Consider the following 22296-nt stretch of genomic DNA (forward strand, 5'->3'; position numbering starts at 1 on the left):
CCTTATATATGAGTAAAAATCTTAGAAAAAAGCTATTAAGGGACATAAGACAGAATTTTGTTCAGTTTGCAGCGATTTTTATAATGTGCTTTCTGAGCATGTTTGTGATGCAAGCTTTTGACTCTGACACGTCAGCAATAGAAAAATATGTCGATAGATACTACAAAGACACTAACTTTCTTGATATGTATATCACTTCCTTAAGTGGTTTTACATCAGAAGATCTTATCAGAATAAAAAAGATAGATGGGGTAAAAAATGCTGAACTTAGAAGTACGAAGATTGGAAAGATAAGGCTCTTTGGAACCGAAAAAAAGCTTGAATTTAACTTCATTGAAGAAAATGAAATCTCTAAAATGGTACTTTGTGATGGCACTCCTTTTGAAAGAGGAAGCACAGGAATCTGGATTGATAATGATTTTGCCAAAAGACAGGGGATAGCAGTTGGAGATGTACTTGATCTGAATTTGGACGGAGTTGAGTTTTATGAGACTGTAAAAGGAATTATATTAAATCCTGAATATATGTATTTTTTGATTGATGAGACTTATACGGAGCCGGATATAGGAGCCTATGGATATGCATATTTAGCTGATAATGAATATCCGGGCGAGAATCTTTTATATGACAGAATAGTTATTGATGCAAAAGATGTCAACAATCAGTTTGATTTAGACGACACAGATAAGGCTCTGCTTTCAGGGCTAAGGGAATCTATCAGGGATAATTTAAGTATTTCCGGTGTTGAGTTTGTGTATAAGCAGAATCAATCGGGATTTGACGCTATAAAGGGGGACCTGGAGTCAAATAATACATTGGAGACGATTTTTCCGGCCCTTTTTATTTTGATAGCTCTTTTGGGAATCATGACTACAATGACACGACTTGTTACCAAACAAAGAACTGTTATTGGTACATTAAAAGCCATTGGATTTGGTCAGATGGCCATCTATGTTCACTATATGTCATATCCTGTTCTAATTTCCGTTATGGGGTCAATTCTTGGAGCGGCAGCAGGCTGGTGGACTCTTGGGAAGTATATCCATGTTTCAATGCTTGATTATTATTCGCTTCCCAAGTTTGATATGGATGTCTCTTACAGAATAGTGCTGATGATAGTGATCATTTCAGTAATGGCGGCTGTTACTGATTACTTTTCCTGCAAGAAGCTTCTTTCCCAGCAGGCATCGACGATACTTAGATCTGAAGCTCCCTCTGCCACAGGAGCAGGTCTTTTGGAAAAAAGCAGAATATGGAAAAAGCTTAGCTTTGCTACCAGATGGAATATAAGAGATATTAACAGAAATCGTCTCAGGACACTTGCAGCAATAATAGGAATAACTTTATGTTCACAGCTGACGCTTACTGCATTTGGTGCTAATGAACTTTGGAAAAGAACTGAAAGCTGGGAGTACAACGAGCTTACACCGGCGCTATATACCATTGGATTTTCGTCAGACACAGATTACGAGACGGTTACTGACTATGCGCACAGGTACAACGGCCAAATGGCCATGAGCATGCAGACAGAAATATATGGAAATGGTGATGGATTCCAGCTTTTAGACATCACTGTTCTTGATGAAGGGAATTTATTTAGATTTCAGAATGAGCAAGGAGAATACATTAGTTTGCCAGGGAATGGTATTGCCATAAGTGCAAAAGCCGCAGAAAGGCTTGAGGTTAAAGTTGGAGATTTTGTCAGATTCAAGGTGCCGGGACAGAAAAACGACTATGAGGGGCGTGTTGTAACTCTTTACAAGACGCCTGGATCTCAAGGAATATCAATGACAAGAGGGTACTATGAGAGCCTTAATCTAAAGTTTTTGCCAAATACTATTTATACTAATGTTACTGTTCCTGAGTCATATGTAAATACCAGAGAAGAAGTTGTCAGCGTTTTTTCAAAAGATGCTTATATAGAGTCTCTTAGAGCAAATTCAGCCCGAGTGGATGTTGAAGTTATATATATGATGGTGGTTGCCGTGATAATCGGCGTAGTAGTTATGTATAATCTGGGAGTTATGTCCTTTATAGAAAAGGCAAGAGAAATTGCAACACTTAAAGTTCTTGGATTTTCAACAAATAAAATACGTTGGATTTTGCAACAACAGAACATTACAGTAACAGGAATTGGCACGATTTTAGGAATAGTCATTGGCTACCGAACTCTGGGATTTTTGATGGGCCAGCTTGATGCGGATTCTGATTTTATCATTAAGCTAAGTCCTATACCTGCTATAGTTGCATTTGTCGTTACATTTTTGCTATCGCTTATTGTAAATGGGCTTATTTCTTCAAAGGTAAAAGATATAAATATGGTCGAAGCCTTAAAGGGTGTTGAATAAAGGGTGTAAAAATGCTCCAAAGCCTTGTATAATTAGTTGTATTTTTTTATACGAGAGGATGGAGCATTTTTTATGAAATGTAGTTGTTGTGGGAGCGAGATCATGCCTATCGATGGGCACTGCAGTGTTTGCGGGGCTCCTGTTTTAGAAGAGATTGATTATGAAAATGTAGATGTTCATATAGATGAACCGGTAAAAGAACTAGCTAAAAATGGATCGGAGCCAAAAAAATCTGCATATACTGATAAGAATGCAAGATCAGGCAAGAAGAAAAATAATAGTACTAAGAAGCAGGGACAGTTAACAGGAAAAGCGCTTTTTGTGGGAATGGGAATTCTTACGGCGATCATGGTCGTACTAGGTATCATAGGCGAAAATACATCAGAAAATACAGAAGGTGAACCATCATCTGTAGCATCAACAGGTAATGCTGTTTATAAAGCTGATCCAACCAAGATCTTAGAGGTTGAGGGCGTCATATACAACGATGCTGGCAGCAGTATAGATGGGCTGTATGGCGAGGACGATGATTATATTTACAGTACCTTTTCATATAACAAAGATCACTCGGCTGGCGCACTTGTAGATGGAAGGGGCAATGCCTTATACGTTAATAAAGATCTTCAGACTATTCCGATGAAAACGAATGCACTTTGGACAGGAATTTCCTTTAATGGAGAGTACATGTTTGTTGTTTTCAGGATTGATTACAACTATGGACTTAGCCTCATAAATATCAGGTCTAATAAAGAATATTTAATAGATGATGATGTATATTACAGCCTTGCTTTGTCGCCGGATGGAACTAAGATTGCCTATTTAAAGTATACAGAAGACTATTCTAAGGAGCTTTATATAGCAGGAACAGATATGGAGGCTAAACTTATATGCTCAGATGTGGATGATGTAATGGCAATATCTGATGATGGTACTACTGTTTATTATGAGGTTTATGATGAAGAATATCATACTATGGAGTATGTCTGGCATGACGGAAAGGAAACACTTTTAACTCCTAAACATATGGGATACTTTCTGTTTAACAGAGATTGTACAGAAGCGATATACAAAGATTCTGACGTAAATTATTACTATAAGGCGGGAATGGATGAGCCTAAGGCATTGGACTGTGCTGAATTTTACAAGATTGCTATGGATGTTGATAAAGGATGCGGCACTTCAGGAGAAAATGATGTTGTTATATATGATACCGATACTTTTGAAGGCGGTGTGATACAAGACAGCGAGAATGATGTATATCTGATAGAGGCTGACTATACCCTTACGAAGCTTGGGAATAACTATCATAGTATCGCATTTCATGCAAGGCATTCAGATAAAGATGTCTATATTGTTGAAAATGATAAAGAGCTTATAAGATATGAACGTGATACTTTGGGAAAACTTGAAAGCAAAAAAATACTAGGTGATGTAAACATAGATAAAGTTGAAATAAATGATGATGCATCAATTATCTGGTGCTTTTATATTCAGGCAGGAAAGCCCGTTCTTTGCAGCATTGATGAGAATGGAGAGACAGCTATAATCTCAGACACGGATGAGGAAAGATATATAAATAAAATGTATTGGGACAGTGACACCCAAAAGGTTTATATACAACATGATAAAAACATACTAATTGCAATTTCAAAAGAAGGAGAGCAGGAAGAAATCTCAAGGAAATGTCAAAGACTTACAACGGATCATTATTATTATCCGGGTATCATATCATTTACAGATATCAGAGACAGAGATTATGTTTCAGTATTTGGACAGTTTGTGATGGTTGAAGATTAACAATGAAAAATCCCACAGGTTCGTTAGAGCCTGTGGGATTTCTACTATCTGCAAATATTTTTTATGCCTCGAGGTCTTTGCCTGTAAGGAGTTTGTAAGCTTCAAGATACTTTGCAATTGTCTTGTCGATTACGTCAGAAGGAAGATTGTAATCGCAATCAGGATTAGCCTTTAAGTAGTTACGAACGAACTGCTTATCAAATGAAGGCTGATCATGACCTTCTTCATAACCTTCAACTGGCCAGAATCTTGAGCTGTCAGGAGTGAGCATTTCATCGGCGAGAACAACTTCACCATTTTCATCGATACCAAACTCAAACTTTGTATCGGCAATTATGATGCCGCGAGTGAGAGCGTAGTCAGCGCATTTTTTGTAAAGAGCTATTGTGTAATCTCTGATCTTGGTAGCATATTCTCTGCCGTGTCCAGGGAATTCTTTTTCAAGTACTTCGATGCTTCTTTCAAAATCGATATTTTCATCGTGATCACCAATTTCAGCCTTTGTGCTTGGTGTGTAGATTGGTTCAGGAAGCTTGCCGCATTCCTTTAATCCTTCCGGAAGTTTGATTCCGCAAACAGTTCCGTTTTCCTTGTATGATACCCAGCCACTACCTGTGATATAACCACGTACAATACATTCAACAGGGATCATAGTGAGCTTTTTGCAAAGCATGCTGTTTCCTTTAAATCCTGGAGCATTGAAGAATTCAGGCATATCATTGTTATCTACGCTGATCATGTGGTTTCTTACAATATCCTTGGTGTAATCAAACCAAAAACGTGACATCTGGGTGAGAACAGTACCTTTTTTCTCGACTTTGTTTTTTAAGATTACGTCAAATGCGGAAATTCTGTCTGTTGCTACCATTATAAGGTTTTCACCTATGTCGTAGATTTCACGTACTTTTCCTTCTTTTACTGGGGTAAACTGCTGCATAATAAAGCTCCTCCTTAAAACACTTAAGTGTATTTATATCAGGATCTTTGATCCTGATAATTACGTGGTTATATATTGAATGGTTTAGGAACTGTAGTAAAAGCTTAGTTAATTTAGCTACAGCTTTTGGGATGGTAATCAGTCATCCTCATCTTCGTCAGCGGCAGTATTATATACTGTACGCTTTCTTGCCATTTCATCATTTTCAAGGTACTCGTCATAAGTAGAACGTTTATCAATAAGAGATCCATCAGGAAGAATCTCCATGATTCTGTTAGCTGTTGTCTGTACAACCTGGTGGTCACGGCAGGCAAAAAGCTCAACACCCGGGAACTTGATCATTCCGTCATTAAGAGCGGAAATCGATTCCATATCAAGGTGGTTGGTTGGTTCATCAAAGATAAGACAGTTGGCACCGCTTATCATCATTTTGGAGAGGAGACATCTTACTTTTTCTCCTCCGGAAAGGACTTTAACTTTTTTAACTCCGTCTTCACCGGCAAAGAGCATTCTTCCAAGGAAGCCTCTTACGTAAGTAGCATCTTTTATCTCTGAATAACCTGTAAGCCATTCTGTAATGGTGTAGTCGTTGTCAAATTCTTTCGTATTGTCCTTAGGGAAGTAAGCCTGAGATGTTGTTACACCCCATTTATAAGTTCCTGCATCAGGTTCAAGTTCTCCTGTAAGAATCTGGAAGAGAGTAGTCTTTGCAAGCTCGTTACCACCTACAAAAGCAACCTTATCGTCTCTCTGGATCACAAAAGAAATATTGTCGAGAACTTTTTCTCCGTTGATTGTCTTGGAGAGGCCATCTACAGTAAGAACTTCGTTACCAATCTCTCTGTTTGGTCTGAAATCAATGTAAGGATATTTTCTGCTTGAAGGCTTGATAGTATCAAGTTCAATCTTTTCAAGAGCCTTCTTTCTCGATGTAGCCTGTTTACTCTTACTTGCATTAGCAGAGAAGCGGGCGATGAACTCTTTAAGTTCCTTGATTTGTTCTTCCTTCTTTTTGTTAGCTTCTTTCATCTGGCGGATCATGAGCTGTGATGACTCATACCAGAAATCGTAGTTACCGGCATAAAGCTGAATCTTGCCATAATCTATATCAGCGATGTAAGTACAAACCTTATTGAGGAAGTAACGGTCATGGGATACAACAATGACAGTATTCTCAAAATTGATAAGGAACTCTTCAAGCCATGCAATAGCATCAAGATCCAAGTGGTTGGTAGGCTCGTCCAGAAGTAGAATATCAGGATTACCAAAAAGCGCTCTTGCAAGAAGAACCTTGACCTTCTGGGCACCATCAAGCTCTTTCATAAGCTTGTAGTGGAATTCTGACTCAATTCCAAGTCCGTTAAGAAGGCTTTCTGCATCAGATTCAGCTTCCCATCCGTTGAGTTCTGCGAACTCAGCCTCAAGCTCACTTGCTCTGATACCATCTTCATCTGTGAAGTCTTCCTTGGCATAGATTGCATCTTTTTCATTCTTGATCTCGAAAAGACGAGCATTTCCTGCAATTACTGTATCAAGAACAACATTTTCATCGTACTTGAAGTGGTCCTGTTCAAGGAATGAGAGACGCTCGCCATCAGAAATAACAACGTCACCGTTTGTTGTTTCTATCTGACCTGACAAGATCTTGAGAAATGTTGACTTACCTGCACCATTTGCTCCGATGATTCCGTAGCAGTTGCCCGGTGTGAATTTAATATTAACATCTTCAAAAAGAGCTTTTTTACCTACTCTGAGTGTTACGTTATTTGCACTTATCATTTACAAAATAGCCTTTCTAAAAAAACAAAAATATACCTTTGCAACAGTTCGTATTATATGAGAATCTACTATAAAATGCAATCGAAAAATAATGAATGAACATCAAGCATCCGCTTGGTGACAATATTGCGAAAAAAGCATAGCAGATTCTATATTGACTACAAGGATATTAAAAGATATAATTATATATAAAAGTATATTAAAGTATACAAAAACGCAGCGTAATAATTTCTTTTTGTATTCATGATACACGTATGAGACTAATGGAGGGCACTTACATGACAATAAAGCAGATGAGAGAAATTAAGGAAAAAAGAGGATATAGTTATGCACAACTTTCAGAGTATACGGGAGTTCCGGCAATAACTCTTCAGAAAATTTTTTCGGGAAAAACCAAGTCACCAAGAATTGCAACTCTTAATGCTATAGAAAAGGTTCTTGGAGGAGCTGAAGAGCAGTTTCAGGGCAAGGCCTTTGAATATGGGAAAAGCGGTTATTCTACCGGTGATGATCATGGCAATATTTTAAGGGAAGAGGAGCCTGTGTTTGGAAATCCCGATGGAATTAAATATGGTAATCCTAGTAAAAGACAGGGCGAATTTACGCTTGATGATTATTATGCTCTTCCTGATGAACAGAGGGTTGAACTCATCGACGGCGTTTTTTACGATATGTCTGCTCCCAGGGTTGTTCATCAGGATATATCATATGTGATACATTCAGCAATTGCAGACTATATTAAAAAGAATAAAGGCAAATGCAAAGCTTTTTCTGCTCCTGTGGATGTTCAGATTGATTGTGACGAAAAGACCATGGTACAGCCGGATGTTTTGGTAATATGTGACAGGGAAAAGATAAAAGGATTTGGAATATATGGTGCCCCTGATTTTTTGGTTGAAATACTTTCTAAGTCCACCAGAAAAAAAGATATGACAATTAAACTTACAAAATATAGTGAAGCCGGGGTAAGGGAGTATTGGATAGTTGATCCTCACAAACGTATGCTGATCATCTATAACTTTATGGAAGAGGACTTTATGCCTGTTATGATGCCTTTAAAGGGTGAGGCACCGGTGGCTATATATGACGGAAAATTGAAAATCAGTCTGGACGAGATAGCAGCATCCATAGATGAGTTTGGAGAGTAAACTTCTAAAAATGGGCGAAAATGCACAACAATGTTAGTTAATTTAGTTTATATTCTGTCAGAGAAAAAGTAGTATATTTGTGTGGCATTAACACATATATCAGGAACAATAGCGGAATTAAAGGTATTTTGCTATAGTTCTTTACCTTTTGAAAGGATAAGATAGCTGCAGATTATGAGTAGAGAAACTGAAAATGTATTGGATATGAATATTAAGGATACTGACACCTGGAAAGCCCTTAATAACGGTGGATGGACAAATAGGAGATTGAAAGAAGGCTATAAGTGCGACAACTGTAAGAGAGCCATTGCCATAAAAAAAGTTACTGTTTCTGAGTTTGGAACTTACAGAGTAGACTTAGAATTTATGGCAAAAGATAATATCAGGGATATGTCACTTTTTGCAGGCAGAAGGAATATGGTTTCCCGGGGAATAAACCTTGCCAAGGGCGAAAAGTATAAAAAGAGCTTTTACATTGCCGTTACTCCATATATTCCGGCGTTATCAGCAAAAAGGTATGATGACAAGACTATATATGTAAGCTTTACTCATGCTGATATTGTTGAGCTTTGCGATATAAAGGTGGTTAAAGAGGAAGTGCCTGTTATCTGGGTAGCCGGTGACTCTACGCTTACTGATCAGAATGCCGGGATACCTTATTATCCATATGGAAGCTGCGCCGGATGGGCGCAGACTCTTTTAAGATATATGGATAAAGCTACCGTCTGCAATCTGGCTCATTCAGGAATGACAACCAATTGTTTTAGGGATGATGGACATTTTGATATAGCAAAAGAGATGATAAAAAAGGGAGATTTTTTTATCATACAGTTTGGACACAATGACCAGAAGAGAAGAAATCTAAAGGCTTTTGAAGGCTATAAAGAAAATCTGAAAAGGTATGCATGTGAAGTAAGAGAACTTGGTGCAAAGCCTGTAATCTGTTCACCCATAAGCCGCAATTCTGATTTTTCTCTTTTAAAACCATATAGAGATGCATGCCTTGAAGCAGCCAAGGAGCTGAATATTCCATTTATTGATCTTCATGATTTCACATTTGAAAAATGGCAGGAATTTGGAGAAAATGCAAAAGATTATTTTATTCCCGGTGATATTACACATACCAATGAGTACGGTGCGATGCTTGTCGCAGACTTTTTTGTCATGGAAATCTATCGGAAAATATCTTCAAATTCTATTTCAAGTGACTATTCTGAAAGCTTAACAGACCTTTTTGACTGGAAAACTTTGGAAGAGGCTTCTTATAAAGAATATAAAATAGAAAATATCGAAAAAAATCTGCCTAAAGAGCTACCCGGACTTGATATTTTCAGTATTGAACCTCCATATGTTGATATAACAGATATTCCAGATAGTGATGGAGTTAAAAAAGCATATAATTACGGACTATTAGACCCTTGCGTAATGTATCTTCATCCCCATGCCGTTATGCCGAGAGCGCAGCTTCTCATGGTTATGTTCAAGGCGTTCAGAATGGCAGGAAAACGTCCCTATGAAAATAGGTTTGCAGATATAAATGAATATGACTGGGATGCCGGATATGTTCAGGCACTTATTGATGAAGAACTTATAGATGATGTAACAATAGGAGAAAATAAAGATACAGGTAAGCTTATGTTTAGACCGGATGATCCCCTTAAGTATGATGAATTTATCAGTTTTCTTGTGAGATTTTTAGAAAAAGATATAGAAAAAAGAAAGAAACTGTCATTGGCGGAATGTCTGAAAAAAGCTGAAGAAATTAAGTTGATAGGAGATAAAGAATATAAACAAAGCTTTGGTACGGTAAAGTGTATGTCAGAAAAAGAAAGGTATGAAGTAGCAAAGGGGGCTAACATTTCAAGAGCAGAAGTTTATACCGTGCTGTCCCATTTTATGGATATAGCAGGTGGTATAGAGAGTGATTTGCCTTCAGGACTGGATATTCATCCGGTTCACTAAAAAATGTAGCATTTGCCCAGGTATAGCCTGCTGGTAAATGCATGTTTTGGGATATCGTGGTATACTCATATCTGAAATATAATTTTGATATTGAGGTTTTAGATGGATATTCAAAAGAAACAAAAACTCCTTGATCTCATCGATAAGGCAGGGAAGGGCAGTATCGAAGCGGCTGAGGAGATAGCTATGGCTTATTTTACAGGAAGTCTTGAAGGAAAAAAGAATCTTGTGAAAGCTAAAAAATGGGCTTCATACGCAGCAAAACATGGGAGCGAAAATGCTGCGGATATTCTAAAAAAGTTAAGCTAAAAACTGAATAAAGAAATTAAAACTACGAGGAGAATGCTATGGGGGATGTAATGGGTAAAAAAGCTCTTCAGGCGGTCGCATGTTATGACGATCTTCTGGAGAAGCTTGATTTAAAGGTAGATACTCCGGTTATTTTTAATCTATCCGATGGAAGGAAGAAGCAGATAGAAAAGTCAGTATATGGGCACAACCCATTTCCTGGCCTTCTTAAGCTTGTTCTTTTATCACTCAGAAAAAAGGCTGTAAAGCGCCTGTATGAAGACGAAAAGGTCTTACAGACAGGTCCTGCGGCAGCTATTCTTGCACTGGATTCGGTGCTTGTTCAGGAAATAGGAAATATCAGAAATAATATAAAAGAAAATCAGCCTGTTATGTGTGATGTAGACATGGCAGGTCTTCAGGTAGTGCGTCTTTACATGAGCGCATACGATGGAAATAATGATTTTATAAAAGCAAGATGTGATTCGGCTGTCCGTGTGGACAATGCTCTGAATGGCTCTTTTTATAAGTATAAAACAAAGGACGGAAGGAAATTCTCTGCTCATGTCTACTATGAGTCTCAGAAAAAGATAATGATGGAGACTTTGGGAATAACCAAAGAACCGGAAAAGTTTGTATTAAGTTCCCTTCCGTTCGATAAAATAACAACTGCAAAAGCTGTTAGACAGTGGAATGCGCAGGATTTGGAAGAGAAGACCTTTGAAAATGGCGCTTGCGGATGCATGCTTCGTACAAGACAGGAGTGGGAAGAGAGCGAAGTGGGCAAGGCTGTATGTGAGATGCCTCTTTTCAGACTTAAAAAAGTAAACGATGAACCTAAAAAGAAATTTGGAAAGTTTGATAAAAATATAGGACCGCTTTCAGGAATTAAAGTTCTGGACCTTACTCATATTATTGCAGGACCTGCATGCACAAGGCTTCTTGCAGAAGCAGGGGCAGACGTTCTTATGGTAAGAAGAGGTAAATATGTAGAACAGGAACAGGCAATGCTGGAACTTGACGGATGGGCCGGAAAGCGAAGTATTCAGCTTGACTTCAATAATCCAAAGCAGCTTGAAAAGGCAAAAAAACTTGTGAAAGAGGCTGATGTAGTTGTGTGCTCATACCAGGTAGGCGCACTTGATAAATTTGGTTTGTCAGAAGAGGATATTCATAAGCTAAATCCAAATGTGATTTATGGAAGCCTACGCTGTTTCTCAGATACAGTTTGGAATGAAAGGCCGGGATGGGCACCGTGTGCTGAAGATATAACAGGACTTAGTGTCAGAAACGGTTCACTTAAAAAGCCTGTTAATTTAAACGGGGTTCCTCTTGACTATATCCCCGGAATGATTCTTTGCGCAGGAATTCTAAAGGCTCTTAAACTTCAACTTACAGAAGGCGGAAGCTATACAGTTACCGGCTCACTTACCAGAGGTGGCTATTGGCTTCATGAATGTACAGATCTCTGGGAAAAGCTTGAAGGAAGAGTTACTTTTCACACGGAAAAGAGTTCTATTGTGCACAATTCAAGGCTTCCTCTCTGGAACGATGTCTTTACGAAGGTTCCTGATACGGCAGTCGGAAATGTTTATTTTACAACTCCGGCAACCAATATAGGAAAAGAAGAGAATACATACAGACCTAATAATATGTATTTTAATGATGGAAAGATAGGATTCAGAAAAAAGTCATGAAGTAATGTATTTTCCGGGGGAATTGGGGATGAAACTTAATTATAAAAGAACTATACTTATTGGTTTTGCTTTTTTATCAATATGTGCATTTTGGCAGTTTTATGATAATGAGATACCCAAGATATTAAAATACAATTTTAATCTTGGTGAGACAGCAACAGGCGCGATCATGGCGCTTGATAATGTATTTGCACTTTTTATGCTTCCTTTTTTTGGAGCTTTGTCTGATAAGACAGATACAAGATTTGGAAAAAGAATTCCCTACATTTTTATAGGAACTGTCATGGCAATCACTTTTTTGACAATTCTTATTCAGGTTGCAAGACCAAGCGGTAATCTGGTTTTCTTTATCGTGATACTGCTTCTGCTGCTTATATCGATGGGAATTTACAGATCGCCGGCAGTTTCGCTTATGCCTGACCTTACTCCGGCCCCTGTCAGAAGTGCAGGAAATGCCATAATCAATCTCATGGGTGCTTTGGGCGGAGTATTTACTCTTGTTATGACAATACTTTTGGTAAAAGCCGCAAATAATGCGGCAGATACCAATTACACTCCACTGATGGTGAGCATAGTGGTCCTCATGGCGGTATCCATCATGATTCTGGTGCTTACCATAAAAGAAAGATCAATAAAAAAGCAGATAGAAAAAGAGGGCGGTCTTGGCTCTCTTGGCGAAAAGATTGAAAAAGAAATAAAAGAAAATGAGGCTACAGATAAGCTTCCAAAGGAAGTGTTCAGGAGCCTTAGCTTCCTCCTTTTATCAGTGGCTTTCTGGTATATGGCTTACAATGCAGTGACAACAGCTTATACCAGATATGTTGAGGAAGTTTGGAATCTTAAAGACGGAAGCTATGCTACAACACTTCTCATTGCAACAGTTGCGGCTGTACTTAGCTACATTCCTATTGGAATAATATCCAGTAAGATAGGCAGAAAAAAGACAATTCTGGGAGGTGTCGTTATTATGACGATCTGCTACCTGGTTGCAGCTTTTTTGCCTCACTATACAAACTCCATAAATATCTTTTTTGCACTTATAGGAATCGGCTGGGCAGCCATAAATGTAAACTCTTATCCTATGGTTGTAGAGATGAGCAAGTCAGGAGATATAGGTAAATATACCGGAACATATTATACATTTTCCATGGCAGCGCAGGTGTTTACACCTATTCTTTCAGGAATGCTCTTGGAATATGTTTCTTACAGAACACTTTTTCCTTATGCAGTTGTCTTTTCTTGTCTGGCATTTTGTACCATGATTATGGTAAAACATGGAGATGTGAAGCCGGCTAAAAAAGAAAGTATACTTGAGAATTTTGATGTGGATGATTAACAGGATAAAATAGATTTATGTGCTGAAAAAGTATGTAAAGTATTTGTGTTGTTTTTACCATTTTTTGTTAACTATAACCATGTTATAATACTGCATGACGCTTATTTGGGGATTGGGGTATTATATGTTTAAATTTAAGAAGTTTTCTGAGCTTCCGCTTAGAAGGATTGCTTATAAATACAAAGTGCTGATTGGAATTACGCTGTTTTTGATAGTGGCAGTGGTTTCTTTCGGCACTATTTTTATTAAGAGCTACATAGACAGAAACAGGGATCTTAGAAAAGCAGAGCTGGTAAAAGATGCAGAGAATATGCTAAACAGTATTGAAAACAGCCTTATCACAGTCCATAAGTATTATCTTGCATCTGAGAATAATACAAAACTCCGCTATGTAGTTGAGAATGATGTTGATTACTCTAAAGTCAGCTCCATAACTGATGCAGGGGATATTCTGGATGGCGGCAACATTGTAACAGACTATGTGGCAAATTATTCTCTTGTGAATTTCAAGACTGATACTGTCCTTGGCACAAAAGGAAAGTATGACATCAATGAAGTTAAAAATCTAGATGAGCTGACTGAACTCTACGATGCATATAAGGAGACTTATACAAAGAATCTGTGGGTCTACATTGATGGGGCAGAGCCGGATAAATACAGCAAGGAGTACAGAACTACCGTACCTTTATATGGGCTTGACCTGGTGCTCTTTGTTCCATTTTCTGAAGTTACACCATATGCCCTTGAAGTGATAAACATTGATATGTCGCAGATCATAAGCGATATCAGAAAGCAGCTTGGTGAAAACCAGCAGGCAGCTCTTTATACTGCGGATGGCAAGCTTATTTTTTCTACTGATAAAGAGTTTCCCAATCAGATAGAAATGGAAAAGACAGATATAAATGCCATTTATTCCACAAAAAATGATGATGGTAAAAAAGTATTTATTAGTGCCAAAACATCAAGTATTGCAGGACTTACTCTTTATGTGGCAAATTATTCTGACAGAATTGAGCTGTTTGTAAATGTTTATTACCTGATCGCATTTGTATTGATTGTTCTTTTATTGTTCTTTGGAGCAACGATCCTGTTTAACAGTATTTATAAGCCTATCCAGACAGCTATTGGAGAAATAGAAAAGTCAAGTGACTATAAGCTCCGCCCGGGGGAAGATGAACTTCAGTACTTAACTGACAGTGTTAAAAAACTTGATAGTAAAAACACTTCACTTATAAGCCATACCACAGCTCTTTTTGCTACAAGGATTTACAGAAATGAACTAACAAATACTGAAATAGATCAGTATTTGTATAGACTATCGTTATCAAATAGAGTTCCTTCTTTTTACAGGATACTTACCTTTGTGCTTAGATCAATGGATGATGACAGTCCGGTGTTCTCTGATAGGGACAAGAGTATCTGCAATCAGATCATTGACAAAATAACAGAAGATTGCGGCATGAAGGAGTTTTTGCCTCCTGTGTATTACGCGAGGTCGATCGTTGTTTTTATCAGCTGTGACGGAAGAGGGACTGAAAAAGAACTGATTGAGAAAAACTACAATTTCATGACACAGTATGTCTACAATACTTTTGGGTTAAATATAGGCATAGGAATCAGTAGTGATTACTCGGATATATATTCAATAAATAAGGCATATCTGGAAAGTGTTCAGGCACTTCACTATGGAAAGATAGATATGGGAAGCTATCTTAGTTATTACCGCATGGGTGCCGGCATGGACCGGATATCTTTTGACAGTGATATAGAGGAAAAGCTTAGAAGGGCCCTCAGAAGAGGCGACAAGGAGGAAGCATATTCAGTAGTTGACGGTCTTTTCGAGAAGCTCATTACTATGGATGTTTCCAGGGATAACTGTGTACCTGTTTTGCTGCAGCTTGTAAATGGGATTGTTCTTGAAGTTCAGACTGCTGGAATTGGTACAAATGTGTTTAGAGAAGAGCTCAGGCAGATATATCCTGTTATACTTGATTACAATGATCTCAACCGTGTGAGAAAGTACATAAAGTTCAATATGATAGATCCTGTCATTTATCATCAGAACAACGTGCTCGACAGTCAGTCAGCCAATATAATGACTGCAATTGAAAAGCTTGTCGAGGATAAAGAGGGTAATATCTCCTTGAATGAATGTGCTGAGAGCCTTGGTTATCACACAAGCTATATCTGGAGAATACTTAAAGAGGAAAAGAATCTTACCTTTACTGAGTATGTTGATAAATATAAGATTAAATATGCTAAAAAGCTTTTATCTGAAACAGATATGACAGTAGGGGCTATAGCGGAAAAGCTTAACTATACAAATTCTCAGAATTTCATCAGATTTTTTAACAAAATGGAGGGAATTACTCCCGGAAAATACAGACAGGCGTTAAAAGAGGCTTAAATAGGCACTTTAACAACAATAATCAATTTATTGATAATGCAAAATGCACAAAAGAGCATTGTAAAAAGCATCCTTAATTGGATGCTTTTTACAATGCAAGAAAATGATTATAGACGTTATTTGAAAAACGTCCGTATAATTTGTACATGGTTCGCATCTGCCAATAAAGAAATGATGACATTATTACTAAAGTAAATCAGGAGGTAATTATGGGTAACAGCGGTGAAAAGCGCAAGGGCTACCGCAAGATCGTTACTACTGAAGGAAAAGTCTTCTATAGTAAAGACTGTGGTCTCCCCGCTTACATGTGGCATCATAAGGCTTTATATCTGATGCTGCTGCCGGGACTATTATATTTTATAATGTTCCGTTACGTACCCATGGGAGGTTTGGTAATTGCATTTAAGAATTACTCGCCGTTTCAGGGAATCTGGGGAAGCCCTTGGGTAGGCTTCGATAATTTCAAGCAGTTCTTTTCTAATGAGGACTTTTTGATCCTTCTTAGAAATACACTTGGAATTTCGTTATTGCAGTTGGTTCTTTATTTTCCGGCACCAATCATCTTGTCTCTTTTATTAAATGAGATAAGACATAGCTGGTATAAAAGAACAGTGCAGACATTTATTTACATTCCACACTTTGTTTCATGGGTTATTGTAGCCAGCTTGTCATATCAGCTCTTTAACACAAACGATGGTCTTATCAATATGTTTGTTAAGGCAACGACAGGTGAGACAATTCCTATTCTTACAAGTGGAAAATACTTCTGGGGACTGATAGTTGGCCAGGATATCTGGAAAGAAACAGGTTATGGCACGATCATTTATCTGGCAGCTCTTGCGGGGGTTGATCAGGAAATGTATGAGGCAGCCAGAGTTGACGGCGCCGGAAGATGGCAGATGATGTGGAATATAACACTTCCTGCTATCAAGAGTACAGTAATCATCATGCTTATCTTAAGAGTTGGTTCTATTTTGAATACAGGTTATGAGCAGATATTCCTTATGAGAAACGACCTTAACGTAGCATTTGCGGAAGTGTTTGATACCTTCATTTATACAAGAGGTATCCAGAATGCACAGTATTCATTCTCAACGGCAGCAGGTATGTTTAAGTCTATTGTCGGAATGATCATGGTACTTGGTGCTAACTACACAGCTAAAAAAGCTGGTGAATCAGGAATATATTAAGGGAGGAAGAAAATGGCTTCAGATACAAAGGCTATTAAGCGTGACAAGCGCGGAGTAAAGATGAGCCTTGGCTATAGGATCACAGATGTGATCATCTATACACTTATGGGCTGTGTTGGCGTTATAACACTTCTTCCATTCCTGTATATTGCAGCCGGCTCTTTTGCGACTGACAGGGAACTTACAGAGAGAGCATTCTTTATCATCCCTCATGTATGGTCACTAAACGCATATAAATATTCAATTAATAACGGAAATATCCTGATGGGCTTGAAAAACTCATTGATCCTTACATTTATGGGAACAATTGTAAATATGGCTCTTTCTACCACATTTGCATATCCACTTTCCAAAAAGCATTTCAGAGGAAGAAACTTCTTCCTTAACATGGTTATCGTAACAATGCTTTTCTCAGGTGGTATGATCCCTACCTTCATGGTACTTAGAACTTACGGACTGTATGATTCATATTGGGCTCTTATCCTTATAGGAGCTATCAGCCCATTTAATATGATCATCATAAAGAATTTCTTCCAGGAGCTTCCACTTGAACTTGAGGAAGCAGCATACATGGACGGAGCAGGAGAGTTCTTCACATTTTTAAAGATTGTACTTCCTCTTTCTAAGCCTGTACTTGCTTCGATATCTCTTTTCTATGCAGTAGGCTATTGGAATGACTATTTCAATGCGATGATCTATCTTCAGACACCGACAAAATACACGGTTCAGATAATGCTTCGTAATATTGTATTAAAAGCCAGTGCCATCAGTGATGTAATGATGGATTACTACGATCAAAATGGTGCGCCACCTGATAAGGCGGTAAAAATGGCAACAACACTTATTGCGACAGTCCCTATTTTGATCGTTTACCCCTTTGTTCAAAAGTTCTTTACTAAAGGTGTAATGGTGGGTGCGGTGAAGGGCTGAGAGCACTTAACGAGGTTTTGCCGAGTTTAGTGCGAACGTCTTAAGGCGAGCATGCATAGCATGCGAGAGCTTAAGTTCCTTGTTTTTATATGCTGGCAAAATTGCTTATGCATAAATATTATTTGTCGCCAGTTAACTTAGCACTTCTGTTAATGAATGAATTCTCAAATGGTGAGATTCAGATACACATTTTCTTTCTTAAGGAGGATTACAATGAAAAAGAAGTTACTTGCAACATTACTTAGTGTAAGCATGGTAATGGGGATTGCAGCTTGTGGTTCACAGGCTACAACACAGACAACAGATTCTCAGACAACAACTGAGAGCACACAGACTGCAGATGCTACAACATCTACAGCTACTACTGAGGCAGCAGCAGAGACACCGGTTGAATATCCAACAGTTACATTTATGACAATTGATTTCAACTCAGGTGCTTCAAACACAGGTGATTATGCAGAGCAGATCATGCAGGAGCTTGAGGCTCATACAGGTGTTGATGTTGATATTCAGTGGGTACAGAATGATGTACTTGAAGAGAAGGCAACACTTGCTATGCAGGATCCTAAGTCAATGCCAATGATAATGACATGGAACGGAGCAGTTACAGGTACAGTTGTTACAGCAGCTAAGCAGGGGGCTTTTGTTGATCTTACAGAGTACCTTAAGGATACAGAGAAGTATCCAAACCTTTCAAAGCAGAATGCAGACGTTGCTAAGTCTCTTACAGTTGACGGCAAGCAGATCGGTATCTACAGAGCTCGTGTACTTGGAAGATATGGTATGTCATATCGTAAGGACTGGGCTGATAAGCTTGGCCTTTCAGAACCTAAGACAATTGATGATGTTTACAACATGCTCTACAAGTTTACATATGAAGATCCAGATGGAAATGGTCAGAACGATACAATCGGTATGGAAATGACATCTTATACAGGTCCTTTCGATATCATGCAGACATGGTTTGGATGCGGCAACGGATGGGCAGAAGTTGATGGTAAGCTTGTTCCTGTATGGCAGCAGGAAGAGTACATGACAGCCCTTAACTGGTTCAAGAAGCTCTATTCAGAGGGACTTATGCCTTCAGACTGGGCATCACGTACAACAGATACATGGTCAGATGGATGTAAGAACGGTGAAAATGGTGTTTACATCGACGTTCTTGATGGTGGAAGAAGAGTTTGGGATTATTTTGTAAACAACGAGATTCCATCAGTTGTTGATCCTTCAGAGTTTGCTTCAATGAACCTTCTTAGCAACATTGAAGGCAAGACAATGGCTACATCAGGTTACAACGGATATTTCACACTTTCAGCTTCAACTTGCGATACACCTGAAAAGGTAGAGGCTGCTCTTACATTCCTTGACAGAATGTGTGATGAGGAAATGCTTATCCTTACAGGCTATGGTCTTGAGGGAGTAAACTATGAGATCAATGAGAACGGCAACATTGTTCGTCTCGATTCAAGTGATGATGCACTTAAGGCAAATTACGCAGGACTTAACCAGCTCGTTGCTTATATTCCAAACATCGATTCTACACTTGGCGAAGAAAAGACAGAGCGTCAGAATCTTGAAAATCAGGTAAAGGCAGATGCTGAGAAGTATGCAGTTATCAATCCTGCACTTCCATACCTTATCAACTCAACAACATACGCTTCAATGGGTAAGGATCTTGATGACAAGATTTCACAGGCACGTACACAGTACATCTGTGGTGAGATTGATGAGGCAGGCCTTAAGGCAGCTTGGGATGATGTTTTAAGCCGTGGTTATGCAACAATCATTGACGAAGTAAATGCACAGATTCAGTAAAACAGATTTTTATTGCTAAAATAATAAAGAGCATGGGGCATAAGTCCCCATGCTCATTTTAAGAGGATGGGGTATGAAGGTTCATAGATTGGCAGAGACTGCTGCAAAGGGTTATACAACATTTGGAAGTATGTGGGAGAGAGGAAGCGTTAAAAGAAATGCTTCTTTTTCTATAAAATACGGGGATAAAGAAGAAATACTTCAGTCGAGAGTGACAGCTTTTTGGCCTGATGGAAGTGTTAAGTGGGCTGCTCACGTAGTTGATACAGGAAAAATTGGAGATGTGGCTGAGGTTCTTCCGGTTTTGAATCAAGATGATGCAGAAGGTGCTATGGACACTTGCAATGTAAAAGAGAGCGAGAGCTCTTTTGACATAACAGCAGGTAAGTTATCGCTATCAGTAAACAAAGAAGGGAGCATCCTTTTTAGTGACCTTTGCTATGATGGGAAAATGTTGGCAAAATGCGCATATCTGCAGGTTTTAATTGAGAATCGTGAGGATGAGTATACAAAAAAGACAGTTCCTTTCGAGGGAGTTGTTGAAAAAGCTGAGATAAAAGAATGCGGGATAACAAGGTGCGTCGTTAAGTTTAGCGGAATTCACAAAACACCATGTGACAGTAGGATCCCTTTTTCTATATTTATGGAAATCTATAAGGATAGTCCGGAATTTAGATTTACCCATACATTTTTCTATGATGGGGATGAAGCAAAAGATTTTCTTAAAGGTGTCGGTATATCTTTTGATGTACCTGCAAAAGGGGAGCAGTACAACAGGCATGTAAAGTTCGCTACTGATAATGGCTGTTTCAATGAAGAAAATGCAATGCTTCTTTGCTGGCATCCAAGGGTTAATCCTGATATTTATAAGGCCCAGGTTGCAGGAGAAAGATTGTCCTTTACAGAGAACAAAGATGAAGACATTGATGCCGTTAAAGCTTCTAAAGAGATACCTATATGGAATGATTATTATCTTTTTCAGGATAGTTCAGAGCATTTTGTCATAAGGAAAAGAACAAATAAAGAAAATGTGTGCTATATAGACTGTCTTAACGGAAACAGAGCAAAGGGAGTAGCTGCTTTTGGTTCTGAATGTGGCGGAATAATGGTGGGACTTAAGGATTTTTGGCAAAAGTATCCATCAACTATTGAATTTAAAGATGTTTTGAAAGATATGGCAAGGGCTACAATCTGGCTTATACCTCCTCAGGCTGATGCCTATGACTTTAGGCATTATGAGGATACCGGCTATTCACAGACATATTATGAGGGATTTGATGTTTATGGAGCCAGCGCTTATGGAATTGCCAATACATCGGAATACAGTATAAGGTTTTTTGATGAACTGATTCCGGCAGATAAAGAGATTGATGAATTCTGTGACAGGGTTCAAAACAGGGCATTTTACTATGCTGGGGCTGAATATCTTCATTCCCTTAGGGCTTTTGGATTCTGGAGTCTTGAAGAGAGGAAAACAAAGGCGGAAGAGTTTTTTGAACAGCAGATAGATAAGGTGTTTGATTTTTACAAAAACGAAATCGAGCAGCGCAAGTGGTACGGAATCTTTGATTATGGCGATTTCATGCACACTTACGATCCATACAGGCATGTATGGCGCTATGACATGGGAGGCTATGCATGGCAGAATACGGAGCTTGTTCCGACTTTTTGGCTGTGGTTCTATTTTCTTCGAACAGGGCGAAGTGATGTGTTTAAGATCTGCGAGGCCATGACAAGGCATTGTTCAGAGGTTGACGTTTATCACTTTGGAAAGTACAAGGGGCTTGGCTCAAGACATAATGTCCGCCACTGGGGATGCCCATGCAAGGAAGCCAGAATAGCTATGGCAGGACACCATAGAATGTATTACTACCTCACAGGTGACTACAGGCTAATGGACTATTTTGAAGAGGTAAAAGACGCGGATGTGGCCGTAGGCGAAACGGACCCGCTTAGATTCTTTTTTGACAAAAAAGATATGGTTTATCCAACTCACGCCCGCACAGGCCCTGATTGGAGCAGCTTTTGTTCAGACTGGCTGACCTGGTGGGAGCAGAATGAGGATGAAAAGTATCTTGAAAAGATAAAGACAGGAATTGCTGATCTTAAGCAGACGCCGCTTAAGCTTATGTCAGGCACTGATTTTGAGTATGATCCTGAAACCTCACATATGAGATATATTGGCGACAGGGCAACAGGAGGAAGCCACCTTTCAATCTGTCAGGGGTCAGAGCAGACCTGGCTTGAGATGACTCAGCTACTCGATGACCCTGAGTGGGACAAGATGCTTGCTGATTATGGATGGTTTTATACCATTGATAACGCTGAGCAGAACCGCTTAACAGATGGAAAAATAGGGCAGAGACAGTTTGCTTATCCATTTATGGCGGCTGGTGTTGTTGCCTATGCTGCAAGCTATTATGACGATGAAAAGCTTGGTAAAAAGGTTTGGCAAATCTTAAAGGATGCTATTTCCTCTGAAACAGGCGATGATACTTATAAGGAAATCGTGGTTGAGAATGCCGGTAATCAGGAAAAGCTCAGGGAGATAACCGGAATATCTACTAATGTTGCTGCTCAGTGGTGCCTCAATACTATTGTGGCTATGGAGTTTGCAAGAAAGTGGATGCCTAAGGAAATATAAGAGGTATTAATGAAAAAG

Annotated in this window: 14 protein-coding genes; 12 read left to right on the forward strand and 2 right to left on the reverse strand. The window is 38.8% G+C overall.

Going from position 1 to position 22296, the window contains the following annotated elements; translation table 11 throughout:
• The first annotated feature begins 8 nt into the window (after positions 1-8).
• Positions 9-2348 (forward strand): ABC transporter permease, encoded by a 2340-nt coding sequence (locus BM146_RS06340; RefSeq protein WP_074886004.1) that lies wholly within the window; start codon positions 9-11, stop codon positions 2346-2348.
• A 72-nt stretch (positions 2349-2420) separates the two neighbouring features.
• Positions 2421-4145, forward strand: a complete 1725-nt coding sequence (locus BM146_RS06345; protein ID WP_143087436.1) for a hypothetical protein — start codon at positions 2421-2423, stop codon at positions 4143-4145.
• Positions 4146-4206: 61 nt separating this feature from the next.
• On the opposite strand, the gene BM146_RS06350 is transcribed toward BM146_RS06345, so the two are convergent.
• Positions 4207-5082 carry a phosphoribosylaminoimidazolesuccinocarboxamide synthase gene (locus tag BM146_RS06350; RefSeq protein WP_074886010.1) on the reverse strand — a complete coding sequence of 292 codons (876 nt, stop codon included), beginning with the start codon at positions 5080-5082 and terminating at the stop codon, positions 4207-4209.
• A gap of 138 nt (positions 5083-5220) precedes the next feature.
• On the reverse strand, positions 5221-6861 hold the full coding sequence (locus tag BM146_RS06355) for an ABC-F family ATP-binding cassette domain-containing protein (protein WP_074886013.1): 1641 nt from the start codon (positions 6859-6861) through the stop codon (positions 5221-5223).
• Positions 6862-7139: 278 nt separating this feature from the next.
• On the opposite strand from BM146_RS06355, the gene BM146_RS06360 reads away from it, so the two are divergent.
• From BM146_RS06360 to BM146_RS06405, 10 genes are all read left to right on the forward strand, one after another.
• Complete coding sequence (locus BM146_RS06360) at positions 7140-8009, forward strand: Uma2 family endonuclease (protein ID WP_074886016.1); 870 nt, start codon at positions 7140-7142, stop codon at positions 8007-8009.
• 174 nt (positions 8010-8183) lie between these two features.
• Positions 8184-9971 (forward strand): GDSL-type esterase/lipase family protein, encoded by a 1788-nt coding sequence (locus BM146_RS06365; protein WP_074886018.1) that lies wholly within the window; start codon positions 8184-8186, stop codon positions 9969-9971.
• 102 nt (positions 9972-10073) lie between these two features.
• The gene (locus tag BM146_RS06370) at positions 10074-10280 is read left to right on the forward strand and encodes a hypothetical protein (protein WP_074886021.1); all 207 of its coding nucleotides are present in this window, start codon (positions 10074-10076) and stop codon (positions 10278-10280) included.
• 38 nt (positions 10281-10318) lie between these two features.
• Positions 10319-11956 carry a CoA transferase gene (locus BM146_RS06375; protein ID WP_074886025.1) on the forward strand — a complete coding sequence of 546 codons (1638 nt, stop codon included), beginning with the start codon at positions 10319-10321 and terminating at the stop codon, positions 11954-11956.
• Between the two features lie 28 nt (positions 11957-11984).
• Positions 11985-13292, forward strand: coding sequence for an MFS transporter (locus BM146_RS06380; protein WP_074886027.1), 1308 nt, complete (start codon positions 11985-11987; stop codon positions 13290-13292).
• Positions 13293-13416: 124 nt separating this feature from the next.
• A complete protein-coding gene (locus BM146_RS06385) occupies positions 13417-15699 on the forward strand; it encodes a helix-turn-helix transcriptional regulator (protein WP_074886030.1) in 2283 nt (760 codons plus the stop codon).
• 209 nt (positions 15700-15908) lie between these two features.
• The gene (locus BM146_RS06390; protein ID WP_083413428.1) at positions 15909-16889 is read left to right on the forward strand and encodes an ABC transporter permease; all 981 of its coding nucleotides are present in this window, start codon (positions 15909-15911) and stop codon (positions 16887-16889) included.
• Between the two features lie 12 nt (positions 16890-16901).
• Entirely contained in the window at positions 16902-17819 is a 918-nt protein-coding gene (locus BM146_RS06395; protein WP_083413429.1) for a carbohydrate ABC transporter permease, read from the forward strand.
• Between the two features lie 213 nt (positions 17820-18032).
• Positions 18033-19634: an extracellular solute-binding protein gene (locus BM146_RS06400; protein ID WP_074886033.1), complete on the forward strand. Its 1602-nt coding sequence runs from the start codon at positions 18033-18035 to the stop codon at positions 19632-19634.
• A 73-nt stretch (positions 19635-19707) separates the two neighbouring features.
• Entirely contained in the window at positions 19708-22278 is a 2571-nt protein-coding gene (locus BM146_RS06405; RefSeq protein WP_074886036.1) for an exo-rhamnogalacturonan lyase family protein, read from the forward strand.
• The last annotated feature ends 18 nt before the right edge of the window (positions 22279-22296 follow it).

The organism is Butyrivibrio proteoclasticus, from assembly GCF_900115735.1.
In the GTDB taxonomy this organism is placed as follows: domain Bacteria; phylum Bacillota; class Clostridia; order Lachnospirales; family Lachnospiraceae; genus Butyrivibrio; species Butyrivibrio proteoclasticus_B.

Bases quoted from the DNA above. Each gene is read 5' to 3' on its own strand.
- BM146_RS06340 (WP_074886004.1), top strand. From the start codon at position 9: ATGAGTAAAAATCTTAGAAAAAAGCTATTAAGGGACATAAGACAGAAT.
- BM146_RS06345 (WP_143087436.1), top strand. From the start codon at position 2,421: ATGAAATGTAGTTGTTGTGGGAGCGAGATCATGCCTATCGATGGGCAC.
- BM146_RS06350 (WP_074886010.1), bottom strand. From the start codon at position 5,082: ATGCAGCAGTTTACCCCAGTAAAAGAAGGAAAAGTACGTGAAATCTAC.
- BM146_RS06355 (WP_074886013.1), bottom strand. From the start codon at position 6,861: ATGATAAGTGCAAATAACGTAACACTCAGAGTAGGTAAAAAAGCTCTT.
- BM146_RS06360 (WP_074886016.1), top strand. From the start codon at position 7,140: ATGACAATAAAGCAGATGAGAGAAATTAAGGAAAAAAGAGGATATAGT.
- BM146_RS06365 (WP_074886018.1), top strand. From the start codon at position 8,184: ATGAGTAGAGAAACTGAAAATGTATTGGATATGAATATTAAGGATACT.
- BM146_RS06370 (WP_074886021.1), top strand. From the start codon at position 10,074: ATGGATATTCAAAAGAAACAAAAACTCCTTGATCTCATCGATAAGGCA.
- BM146_RS06375 (WP_074886025.1), top strand. From the start codon at position 10,319: ATGGGGGATGTAATGGGTAAAAAAGCTCTTCAGGCGGTCGCATGTTAT.
- BM146_RS06380 (WP_074886027.1), top strand. From the start codon at position 11,985: ATGAAACTTAATTATAAAAGAACTATACTTATTGGTTTTGCTTTTTTA.
- BM146_RS06385 (WP_074886030.1), top strand. From the start codon at position 13,417: ATGTTTAAATTTAAGAAGTTTTCTGAGCTTCCGCTTAGAAGGATTGCT.
- BM146_RS06390 (WP_083413428.1), top strand. From the start codon at position 15,909: ATGGGTAACAGCGGTGAAAAGCGCAAGGGCTACCGCAAGATCGTTACT.
- BM146_RS06395 (WP_083413429.1), top strand. From the start codon at position 16,902: ATGGCTTCAGATACAAAGGCTATTAAGCGTGACAAGCGCGGAGTAAAG.
- BM146_RS06400 (WP_074886033.1), top strand. From the start codon at position 18,033: ATGAAAAAGAAGTTACTTGCAACATTACTTAGTGTAAGCATGGTAATG.
- BM146_RS06405 (WP_074886036.1), top strand. From the start codon at position 19,708: ATGAAGGTTCATAGATTGGCAGAGACTGCTGCAAAGGGTTATACAACA.